The sequence below is a fragment of the Bradyrhizobium sp. INPA03-11B genome, assembly GCF_040446015.1.
Lineage (GTDB): Bacteria > Pseudomonadota > Alphaproteobacteria > Rhizobiales > Xanthobacteraceae > Bradyrhizobium > Bradyrhizobium macuxiense_A.
The window spans coordinates 1-11593 of sequence record NZ_JASGSR010000184.1; the positions used below are offsets into that span (position 1 = coordinate 1).

Here is an 11593-nt window from a genome sequence, read left to right on the forward strand (position 1 = left end):
CCCCGGAGAAGACTCACTCCAAAACTTCTGGAGGCGAGTATCGCGTCATGAGCCTCAGATCTGGAATTGATGGCGACCAGCAGGCAGGGCGGGTCAATGCACATTGAGGTCACAGAACTGACCGTCAGCCCACGTCGGCAGACGGTCTTTCCGGTCGTCACAATTGCGACGCCATTCGCCAAGTTTCGCATGGCCTGACGGAACTCTGTCGCCTGGATGGATGGGATGTCGCACATGTCGAACGGAAACTGGGAGTTCATAACCTGCCTATAGAGTGGTACGCGGCTTCCGGCGCATCGCTATGCGCACATTGCTCTGTTTATAATCTGGCTTCTCATGCCTGTTGTTCGATGCCACCAACGATGGGCCGAGTGCAGCTCGGCGCGACGATCCCTTGCATCGCGAAGGTGAACCTAGAAGGCCCGGAACGGCTCGCCGCATTGCACCGAACTGCGCTCGACGGCCGCAGCCTCAAGGACCTGGCCATTTCGGCTCGTTGCAGCGAAACTCTTGCGGTAAGGCGCTTCGAGAACCCGAGGTCGCGATCGGTACGGGTTGCCTGAACGAGGTCGGTAGGCGCCCGGATGCCGACTGACGTCGATTTCCGTAGTGGCGAGCGGATTCCGCATCTTCCTGTTGTAGGGCATCAGCGCCTCTATTGCGTTCTGACAACGTTGAGAACGCGCTTTTTAGCAGCGAAAAGATGGTGATCGAGCGTCGCGTGCAGCACACCGCGCAGCTCCGGCGGGATCGATGCGTCTGTGTCGATCAGTTCTCGAAATTTCCGAACAATGTGTTCGATCTGTGCGATTGAATCGAACACTTCCATCATTGGTGAGGGCGTCATTGATTGTCTCCTTTGACGCGCAGCGCGCATGATGCCGAGAACCTTGATCTCGCCAATAGCGTATTGGTGAGTCGGCGGAGAGCTTCGTACCGGGTATTGCGAGCTGGCAGTGGTCCGTTGCCACTAAAGCTTCGCCTAATGCGCCAAGCTCGTCGCTGCGCCCCGGAAGGGGCGGTGCGATGAGGCATACAGCGCCGCCATCTTCTGCGCGTATCGATTGGAGCCCGCGGGTGGAATGAAAGCGAGTGGCTCCTCAGGGCTGGCCTGATTGGCTGCTGTGAGCTACCAAGTTCTGAGTTGCCTATCGAACTGCCGCGGCACCTTGATGCCGTTTGCGATGAGAAGAATTCGAAGCCAATCCAGCCTCTTTGAGTGGCTTTTCCAGTCATCACTGCCATCCGCTCCCAATCGCTGTTGCGCGCAGCAGCAGTTGGCTCGCCGCGGTCACATCGGCTTGTCTCATCAGGCTCTCGCCGATCAGGAAGGTGGATATGCCAACGCGCGAAAGCCTGACGAGATCGTTGGGCCCGAGGATGCCGCTTTCGCCGACAATCAGACGGTCCTTCGGAATGAGCGGAGCCAGTGCCTCGCTGGTTGCGAGCGTGGTCTCGAACGTGCGCAAATTGCGGTTGTTGATGCCGATCATCGGCGAGCGAAGGGTGAGGGCACGCTCGAGTTCTGCGCCGTCATGGACTTCGACCAGCACGTCCATGCCATGGGTCAGGGCGGCAGCCTCGATCTCGCGGGCAGCGCCATCATCTAGCGCGGCCATGATGATCAGGATGCAGTCGGCGCCATGGGCGCGCGCCTCGACAACCTGATAGGTATCGAACATAAAATCCTTCCGCAGCACCGGAAGGGCCGTCTGCGCGCGCGCCGCCACCATGAAGTCGAGATGTCCCTGGAAGGACGGCGTGTCCGTCAGGACCGAGAGGCAGGCCGCGCCCCCCGCCTCATAGGCGTTCGCAAGCGAGGGGACGTCGAAGTCGGCGCGAATGCAGCCCTTGGAGGGGGAGGCCCTCTTGATCTCAGCAATCAGGGCGTACTCACGCGCGGCGTGTCTAGCGCGGATCGCGCCGACGAAGCCGCGTGGAGGCGGCGCAAGACGCGCGAGCGCCTCGACGTCCGGCAGCGGCAACGCGCGCTTAGCAGCCGCAATTTCCTTGCGCTTGTAGGTTTCGATCTTGGTCAGAATGTCGGACATCGGTCAACTCGGCGGTCGAGCGTTGGAGACTGCGATGAGGTGCGCCAATCGCGCCGCCGCGGCGCCGCTATCGAGCGATTTCTGCCCAAGCATGACGCCCTCTTTGAAGGTTGTCGCCCGGCCGGCCACAATTAATGCCGCGGCCGCATTTACAAGCGCGACATCGCGGTACGGGCCTGGCGCGCCGTCGAGCACGTTTTGCAGTGCCACTGCATTGGCGTCGGCATTGCCGCCCTTCAGCGCCTCGGCGCCGCAACGAGGCAACCCAGCTTCTTCCGGCGTCACTTCGAACGTGCGGATCGTACCCGCCTCAAGTGCGGCAACGAAGGTGGGCCCGGTGAGGGTGATCTCATCGAGCCCATCCGAGCCATGCACCACCCACACCGACTCGGCATCAAGGTTCTTCAACGCTTGCGCCAAGGGCTGCACCCATTGGCGTGAAAACACTCCGACGATCTGCCGCTTGACGCCGGCGGGATTGGAGAGCGGTCCGATGAGATTGAAGATGGTGCGGGCTCCAAGCGCGGCTCGGATCCGGCCGACGCGCTGCATCGCCGGATGATGAGTTGGCGCAAACATGAAACCGATGCCGGCTTCGTGCACACAACGACTAACGTCCTCAGGTTTGAGGTCAATCTTCACGCCGAGACAGGCCAAGACGTCCGCGGCGCCTGATCGCGAGGATACCGCGCGGTTGCCATGCTTGGCCACGGGAACGCCTGCGCCGGCAACGATGAAGGACGCGCACGTCGATACGTTGACTGAGCTCGAGGCGTCGCCGCCCGTACCGACAATGTCAACAGGGTCGGGTGGCGCACTCACGCGCAGCATTCTGCTCCGCATCGCGGAAGCCGCGCCGGTGACTTCTTCTACCGTTTCGCCACGCACCCGCATCGCCATCAACAGCCCGCCGATCTGCGAGGGCGTCGCCTGCCCCGACATCATGCTGTCGAAGGCAATAGCGGTTTCGTCGCGGGTCAGCGTTGCGCCGGTAGCGACTTTGCCAATGATCGATCTAAGGACGTCCATCGTGCGCTATAGCGCTCCCTTTCGTTGACAATCTCAGCCGAGGCGGGCGGATCGGTGAGATCGCAGGCCGATATACAACGCGTTCGCCTCTACGACAGCTGATAACCTTGCATCCGCGCCGCTGCCGCCAGTTTCAAAACTTGCTTCTCGTCTCGGGGACGTTTTTGTTCGCGAGTACATACGGCAACTTCATCGCGTCTTCAGCCATGTTCATCCTCAACCTCCGCGAGGCCTGAGCGGACCCGCCTTCGCCTTGTCCTGATCCTCAGGGGCACTCCTTGTCGGACTGCAGGCTCACCATGAAATCGTCCAAGATCCAGGCTCGGACATCGAGCCGAACGGGCGTCATCCATATCTGCATTGCAGCGGAGCAACCGTCCCCCTGGCGTAGCCGCCCCGCCGTGAACCCTTGGCCTGATCCTGGGTTTGCTTTGCAAGCCTACAACTTGACGTTACGTGAGATTCAAGCCCCCATTCCATTCGGTCCGACAAGCGTGATCGATTCGCTCATCAACCCAACTCGGGCGGGGCGACGCAATGCCAATCTCATCGCGCTGCCTTGCGAGAATCGATGCGGGAGCACTTTGAAATCCGACCCGGCCAAAGGAAGTTGAAAACAATTCAACGTGAGGAGAGTAACAGCGTGGAGGGCGATGAACAGTTGGCCGCGTCCTGGTCATGCTGGCTATCGATGCGTCGCTATCTATCCGGCAGCGACCAACCAAGGCTGCTTTGCAGCATCACCAGTGCCAGCAGTCCAAACCTGCAAGCTTGACAAAACGGCGAGGCAATTTTGGCAACGCGGTTGATAATGCGGCAGATCCGGCACCGACGTTCGCGTAGCGTCGTCCAAGCGGATGGCGGGAGTTGTCAGGTAGCGGAGGACGGATCCACATGACGTGTTGGGTCCTGCCCCTACATTCGGAAGACGCCGTAATCCGGCGCTGCGATCGGAGCGCTTAGCGAAGCACTCAGCGCGATTGCGAGGGCGCTTCTGGTGTCGACGGGATCAAGAATGCCGTCGTCCCAGATTTCGGAAGTTGCATAGTAAGCGCTCGATCGTTCCCGATACTCCTCGAGAATCGGCTCGCGTATGGTTGCCAATTCCATATCGGACAAGCGGCCACCATCGCGGGCCAATTGTCTCGCCTTGACGTGAGTGAGCACGCCGGCGGCTTGCTCGGCGCCCATCGCTGAAATCGCAGACTGCGGCCAGCTGAAGACAAAGCGAGGATCAAAAGCGCGTCCCGCCATAGCGTAAGTTCCTGCGCCATGAGAGCCGTTGCAAACGACGGTGAACTTGGGCACCGATGCACTGGAGACGGCCATGATCAGCTTGGCGCCATGCTTGGTGATGCCTTGCCGCTCGTATTCGCGGCCGACCATGAATCCCGTGACGTTCTGCAGGAAAAGAAGGGGCGTCTGGTTCTTGTCGCACAACTGAATAAAATGGGCACCTTTGAGCGCACTGTCGCCGAACAGCACACCGTTGTTCGCAAGAACCCCGATTTGATATCCATGAAGCCGGGCAAAGCCGCACACCAGAGACGTGCCATAGCGCTGTTGGTATTCGTGGAATCGGCTGCCATCGACAAGGCGAGCGATGATCTCGCGCATATCGAACTGCACTCGGGTATCTTTGGGAATGATACCGTACAGCTCAGACTCATCGTAAGATGGCGGCTCCGGAGCGGCTCGGTCGATCCAGGTCTTCTCGGGACGATGGAAGCGAGCGACGATGTCTCGGGCGATCGCAATCGCATGCATCTCGGAGCTTGCGAAATAGTCGCTCGTGCCTGATACGCTGGTATGCATATTTGCGCCGCCAAGCTCTTCGACCGACACATTTTCGCCGGTGGCAGCTTTCACGACCGGTGGACCGCCGAGAAAAATCGCTCCGGTGCCTTCTACAACTATGTTGTATTCGCTAAGTGCAGGGACGTAGGCGCCGCCAGCCGTGCAATGGCCCATCGCAATTGCGACTTGCGGGACTCCCATCTTGGAGAGAATGGATTGATTACGGAGGATTCGACCCGCGTAGTAGCGATCCGCGAAGAACTCCGCTTGCAAAGGTAGGAAGCCACCCGCACAGTCGCACAGATGAACGACCGGCAGACGGTTCTCGATCGCTATGTCCAACGCCCGCACGATCTTCTTAACAGAGAGCGGATACCATGCGCCGCTCTTTACACTAGCGTCATCCGCGTGAACAATCACCTCGCGACCCGCGACGATGCCGATGCCGACGACCTGTGCTGCACCAGGAACCTCACCATCGTACGCCTTGTTAGCGGCCAAGGTCGAAAGCTCGAGGAACGGAGTTTCAGGGTCGAGCAAGGCCTCGATCCGGTCACGAACAAACAGCTTGTTCTGGCGACGCAGTCGCTCCAGTTCTCGCTCGGGTCGGTGGAATCGAGCAGCACGTTGTCGTTCCTTCAATTCGGCCGCAAGCTGTCTGTTATGGAGCTCGTTGTGACGAAATTCCTGCGAGTTGACGTCCACCACAGAAGTGATCCGCTGCATGTCAACGTCCTTCCTTCGAAAGCGTGACCAGCGGGGCGTCTCGCTCGAAGCTCTCGCCTTCTTTGAAGTGAATTCGGTCGACCACGCCATCCTGCGGAGAGCGTATAATGGTCTCCAGCTTCATGCTCTCAATCATCATAAGCGCCATGCCAGCGGTGACTGATTGGCCGGGCGAGACCGTGGTCGTGACGACCACGCCCGGCATTGGTGCGCGGGCCACTAGGGAGCTTGGTTCTTGACTCACGGAAGTCAGCGTTTGCAACGGATCGCGATAGCGTAAAGTGCGCGTCCTGCCACGGATGTGCACGTGAATCATGTCGCCGTCGATGACGAACCGGACCGGTTCGCTCTCCCCGGCAATGGTCAAGATGCCGCTACTATTGCTATGGTGAGCGAACCCGACCGGGGCAATCACTTGGTCGCGCAGGTGGAGACGGTAGCCGTCATGGGACGCTGAAAGCCATACTTGATGATCTACACCATCAACTTCGAAGGAGTGATACACGTCAATTCCTCCAGCGGCCCAGCGCCGCGTGAAGTGGGGACACGGCGTCGGCCGATTCGCGAACTGGCCTCGTCAGAAGAGCGGCTGAAGCGAGAAATGCGGATAAGCCGAAAGCAAAATTGTCCGCTGCCATCTGCGGGTGTTCCTCAAGATATCCGGTATGGATCTCTCCTCCGAGGAATGCCTCGTCGGCGAGTATGCGCGCGAGTAAGCTTGCGTTTGTCTCGCAGCCGAGCAGAACCATCTCCCGGATCGCGCGATGCGCCTTTAGCGCTGACTCTATCCGCGTTGGCGCGTGCGCGATGATCTTGGCGAGCATGGGATCGAACGCCGTCGTGATCTGCTGGCCTTGCAAGATGCCGCTGTCGATCCGTACGCCATTGGGGTACTCGAGAAGAAGGACTTTCCCGGTCGTCGGAGCGTATCCGCGTTCGGGAGCTTCCGCGTACAGTCTGATCTCGATTGCATGCCCATTCGAGGCGATATCTGACTGCGAAAATCCAAGCGATCGGCCGGCGGCGGCATAGACCTGTTCGGCAACAAGATCGACGCCAGTAACCATCTCGGTCACCGGATGCTCAACCTGTAGGCGAGCGTTCATCTCGAGAAAGTAGAACTCTCCCGCGCCGAAAATAAACTCCACGGTGCCGGCATTTTGATAGTTGGCGGCACGGGCGATGCCAACGGCAGTCTCGCAGATCCGCTTTCGCAATTGGGGTGACAGTGCTGGCGAGGGCGTCTCCTCAATGATCTTTTGGAAGCGGCGTTGCACCGAGCACTCCCGCTCAAAGAGGTGGACGACGTTTCCGAAGGAGTCGCCGAGCACCTGCACCTCGATATGGCGCGGCTTTTCGATATATCGTTCGACGTAAACGCGGCTATCCCCAAAATACCGCTGACCTTCACGACGCGCCTGCTCAATCGCGTCTTCCAAAGAATCAAGGTCGCGCACAATCCGCATGCCCTTGCCGCCACCGCCCCCTGATGGTTTCACAAGCAAAGGGGCTCCAATAGCCCGCGCCCTAACAACGAACTCCTCAGGGTCATCTTCGTCGACCGCCGATGGCGCGACCGGAAAGCCGTTGCACTGAACGAATTTGCGGGCCCGGATCTTGTCGCCCATTAGTTCTATAGTTTCGGGTGCCGGCCCGATGAATGTAATGCCAGCTTTCCTTACAGCCCTGGCGAACTCCGCATTCTCGGAGAGAAATCCGTAACCCGGATGCAGCGCGCCAGCGCGAGCCTTGTGCGCGACAGCGATCAGTTGCGCGGCGTCCAGATAGGCTGCGATGGGTGAGCGACCGCTGATCTCAATCGCAGTATCCGCCATGGAGATGGCTGGAGTGTGCGCATCGACCTCGTGGTAGACAACTGCAGAACGAAGCCCAAGCTTGCGCAGTGTCTTGATGATTCGTGCAGCTATCTCGCCCCTGTTGGCGACTAGAACTGTATCAAAGGGTAGTGTGTGCATTTGCTTCCGTCCGAACAACACCTGAAGAAGGTGTTCCGTGAGTGGCCATCGGTTTCTTGCGCCTCTCGACTGCCTCCTCTGGCTCACCCGCTGGCATGCGAGATCCGCCGTTGCCGCTCTGCGGTTCGCGCCAGGGAATAGGCCCCAGCCCCTACCGATTGAGGAACAGGTGGCTGTGCTATTTCAGATCGGATTTGCCTTTGTCACTATCCCGGACCGATATTACGTACCGACATTGCTTGCTCAAACTCGCCTGCTTGGCTCTGAGACAGGCGGTGATCGCGGCGCGATCAGGTATGTGGCCACTACACAAGCGAAACACGTCGTCCATGCAGGCTTCTTTTTCCTCGTTTGTAGGAGATTGGTCGCGCGCAAGCGCCCGCCCGGAGCATAGAACCGTCGTCGCAACAACGAAAACGGTTGCAAGCTGGTAGACCTGGAAGAGTGAAACCCAATGTGCTCGTTGCGTTTGATTCATAATATCCTCTTCGTGGCGTTCTGTTATCCGGGTGTTGTTGTTCCTGCGCAGGGTGCGATATGACCCGTCTACCGGAAGCGGGTCGGAACCGAAGGATCAAGGCCGCAGAAGCGCCCTTCGTATCTGCTAACTCAACAACAGGCTGCGTTAGTGATCTCTTTGCGACAATGTCAGCATGAGCCGTTGTTAAAACCAGACCGCACTACGCGAGCGTCCTGCAAGACTGCAGCTGGACTGAGCGGCAATTGAGCTGCTAGCTTCCAATGACTGTGCAGTTGGTGTTCCCATTGCTTGATATCTCGAGGCTGGCCTAGGTTGTGACATGCCCGCAGCCTCCGGCCGGGAGTCCGTAGTCGGGCAATCGGCCGATGAGCCCGTAGCCGCCGACGCGGAATGAATACTTGTGGGAGGCGTAGCAGCGGTGAAGCGATCAAAAGCGGACGACGTTAGATGTCTCGCCGAGACCGTATGCGGCCGAGAATAGCAAACCATCGAGGAGCGATGCGTCCGAACCATGGTCGGAAAAGGACTCTGGCCGACTATCCAGCTCTTTTGAAGAGCTGCGCGTGCCATCTGCAATGCAACGTGTTCCATCCGTCATTGCAGGCCCGGAGGCGCTGAGGAAAGAACGGCGCACCTCGAGTGTGACGCGATCGTCGTCTTTCAGTGGCGACTTGACGGTCATGTTATCCAGTGCGCGGGGCAGTCCCAGTTCGGTAGAAGGGTTGAAAATCGCAACTGATTGTCGCGACGCAAGCTTGGAACTTTGAGACATCTGCAATTCCCCACTACCTGTCAGGAAGCTTCTCGTGTGTCCGAGGTATTCCTCACTTGTCGAGGATCGTACAATCTCACGCTACGTACGATTCAAGTCCCTCGTTGAAGGGGCCTGTGAATATATCGAGCTTGCAGATCCGGGCGCAGGCGCACGAATACAAGGCAATGTCTTACCTCACTGAAGAGCTCCACTCACGTTGATGGAGCCATAAGCACGCGTGATTTGCGGCAGCGCAAGCATCGTGGACTTACTCGTGCGGGGGGGGCGGAATACTCGTTTGATCTGCTGCAATCAATTCAGGCGTCGCTGAGGCGCTACTCTTCTTCTTCGGAGAACGGAAGCGCTAACTGTCGCTTTGTGATCAGCGTCTGGGCCAGAAAGAGACGGATTTGAAGCGTCGCGAGGCCTGCATGTCGTGTCCGCTGGTCTGCGCGCTCTGCATCGACTGTTGGTAGCCGATGACAGCAAAGCGATATCAGGAGCGTGCGAAACAATTGGCAGCGTGATCGTTTCGCGGAGGACGAGTTACGTACATATACGGAGAGCGCGTGTCGCATTCCTTTGATCTATGGATTGCATGCTGACGCCATGAACTTGAAAAGCAAACTCTACGATGCCAACCACTGGCGAAGTCGCGCGGAAGCAACGCGAACCAAAGCTGAATCCTTAGCATGCGGCAAGTCAAGAGATAGGCTTCTGAAGATTGCCGAGGAATACGACAAGCTAGCTCGACGTGCCCAAGAGTGGCAATCGAGCGGCAGCGACGGCGAGCCAGAGTCTAGTCAACACTTCTAATGCTCGTTGCTTCTTGAATGCAGCTCGCCGGCAAGCGCTCTTGTCAATCGCTTGGCTGGGACCTGTTGGTTCGGTCTGAGATCGGAGTTCCGGTGATACGCAACGAATTGGCGCCCGCCGTCGGAATCCGATCGGGCTGCCGCTCGATCAGGCGAGAAAGATTGGCAGCTTTAGCCAGGCATCATACTTGCTTGAAAGCCAGGGAGCGCTGAGGCGATCCGCTGCAGCGAGTTATCGAGACAGTGTTGTGTCGCACCAACGCTCCAACCGACCCGGCGCACATTGTCCCCAGCAAGGTGCGTCGGGTTTCCATCTTCTCAGCCGTGGACAACGGTAGGTTTCGCTTGGACGTCACCGCTTGGTGCTAGGTGCTGCGATCTCCGAGCGCAAAGCTGCTCAGCTTACACTTGTCGAACGCAGAGACTGCACGCAAATCCAAGCTGGGCCGGCTAGAGGTACTCGCCGGAACGCGGCGGTGCGGTAGCCCAAGGCGGAGCAGAAGGCGGAGCCCGTTACCGAGGCCTTGTAGATGGTGAAATTGTCATTGCGGTTGAGCGCCTGCACGAGCTGATGCCGGAACATTGGTCGGTTGGCCACGGCAGGCCCTCTGGCTTCTTGGCTTAGCCGAGAGGTTTCCTCTGTGAGCAGTTTGGCCGACCTTAGCAGCAGTATTGAAGCCTGCCCGGTGCGTTGCGTGCCGTTGCAGACTTCGCACCGGCGTTCCGATGAAGCCCGGGTAGTCTTGGCGCCGCCTCCTGCACCGAGGGCATTGCTCTTGCTCGTTGTTGCCCGCCAGCTGCCATGATGCACCCGGTCATCGACGATCTCAGAGTCCCTTACTCAATCCGCATTTACCTGGTGGGTCGAGGATGTGGTCGTCAAAGATTTCTTTGATCCGCTTTACAAGTCTGGTCGCAACGTCACCTCGCAGTCCTGGCCTCGCACATATCACAGCTCGGAGATCAGACAATTGAGGCAAATAGTAGTCGGGCGATTCAATCAAGTCGTCGGGCAGGGAGAAGGATGGCAGTGCGGTCAAACCGATGCCAAGACGTACGGCCGTCAGCCTCACCAAGTAGTCAGAGGTGTGAAGAACGACCTTGTAAGCCGATCCCATCCTGTCTAACGGTCCAGTCATCCAATCCTGGCCAGGAAGCGTTATTATTGGGATAGGAGCGCCGGGACTGAGAACAAAGTCGCGCGAGCGAACCCAGATAGCCGGAAATGCTCGCTGTTCACGTACGATTTTTGCAAGTTCAGCATCGACATGAGGAGCGAAAATGAAGGCTACATCTATGTAGCCCTCGATCAAACCCTTGCGGATGGCACCAGATTGATCGACATGTATAGACAGATCCGAAAAAGCGCTCCTCCCGGCGCGCTCGAAAAGCCTTTGAGCAAAAAGACTGCTTAGGCCAACGCGATGCACGGATGCATTCTCATCACCTCCAAGCCTGAGCATCTGGTCGTTCGCGTTGAGTATTATCCGTGCCTGCTGGAGGGCAAGTTCGCCCAGGTCGGTGAAGGTGGTGCCATTCGCGGTTTTGACGAACAGTTGCCCGCCAACAAGCCCCTGTAATCGCTTAACTTGAGCGCTGACGGCGGGCTGACTAAGTCCGAGCTTGGTTGCGGCTTTCGACAAGCTGCCCATCTCGGCTACGGCTACAATAGTGCGGATTGCTTCAATTGGAATGTTCAGTGCTCGGAGCATTATTTCGCGCAACGTGAAGACGAACTGTATCAGCTCTAAAGTTGCAGCCTCAGTATCATACGGGGCCAACAAAGCACGACCAGATTTCGGGTAGAGTGGCTGCTGACAGAAAAAGATATGTACGCAACGTACACATCGCATCTTCAATCCGCCCGTTGGATCATAGTGCTTCATTTCGTCCGAATAGGACCAACCAAGCTTGCATCCGTTCGGAATTATTCTTCCGGTTGTCAATTTGAGCTGGGTGTATGC

General features: G+C 58.2%; 9 protein-coding genes. All 9 read right to left on the reverse strand.

Going from position 1 to position 11593, the window contains the following annotated elements; genetic code table 11:
- Positions 1-260 (reverse strand): flavin reductase family protein (locus tag QMZ05_RS38420; protein WP_353705492.1); only part of this gene is annotated, 260 nt, incomplete at its 3' end.
- A 395-nt stretch (positions 261-655) separates the two neighbouring features.
- Complete coding sequence (locus QMZ05_RS38425) at positions 656-847, reverse strand: hypothetical protein (RefSeq protein WP_353705493.1); 192 nt, start codon at positions 845-847, stop codon at positions 656-658.
- Positions 848-1235: 388 nt separating this feature from the next.
- Positions 1236-2051 carry an indole-3-glycerol phosphate synthase TrpC gene (trpC, locus tag QMZ05_RS38430; RefSeq protein WP_353705494.1) on the reverse strand — a complete coding sequence of 272 codons (816 nt, stop codon included), beginning with the start codon at positions 2049-2051 and terminating at the stop codon, positions 1236-1238.
- 3 nt (positions 2052-2054) lie between these two features.
- Positions 2055-3080 (reverse strand): anthranilate phosphoribosyltransferase, encoded by a 1026-nt coding sequence (trpD, locus tag QMZ05_RS38435; RefSeq protein WP_353705495.1) that lies wholly within the window; start codon positions 3078-3080, stop codon positions 2055-2057.
- Between the two features lie 915 nt (positions 3081-3995).
- Positions 3996-5603 carry a carboxyl transferase domain-containing protein gene (locus tag QMZ05_RS38440; protein WP_353705496.1) on the reverse strand — a complete coding sequence of 536 codons (1608 nt, stop codon included), beginning with the start codon at positions 5601-5603 and terminating at the stop codon, positions 3996-3998.
- A gap of 1 nt (position 5604) precedes the next feature.
- Positions 5605-6108 carry a biotin/lipoyl-containing protein gene (locus QMZ05_RS38445; protein WP_353705497.1) on the reverse strand — a complete coding sequence of 168 codons (504 nt, stop codon included), beginning with the start codon at positions 6106-6108 and terminating at the stop codon, positions 5605-5607.
- Position 6109: 1 nt separating this feature from the next.
- Positions 6110-7579, reverse strand: a complete 1470-nt coding sequence (locus tag QMZ05_RS38450) for a biotin carboxylase N-terminal domain-containing protein (RefSeq protein ID WP_353705498.1) — start codon at positions 7577-7579, stop codon at positions 6110-6112.
- Positions 7580-8487: 908 nt separating this feature from the next.
- Positions 8488-8832: a hypothetical protein gene (locus tag QMZ05_RS38455; RefSeq protein ID WP_353705499.1), complete on the reverse strand. Its 345-nt coding sequence runs from the start codon at positions 8830-8832 to the stop codon at positions 8488-8490.
- A gap of 1624 nt (positions 8833-10456) precedes the next feature.
- Positions 10457-11593: LysR family transcriptional regulator (locus QMZ05_RS38460; RefSeq protein WP_353705500.1), on the reverse strand; the 1137-nt coding region annotated here is incomplete at its 5' end.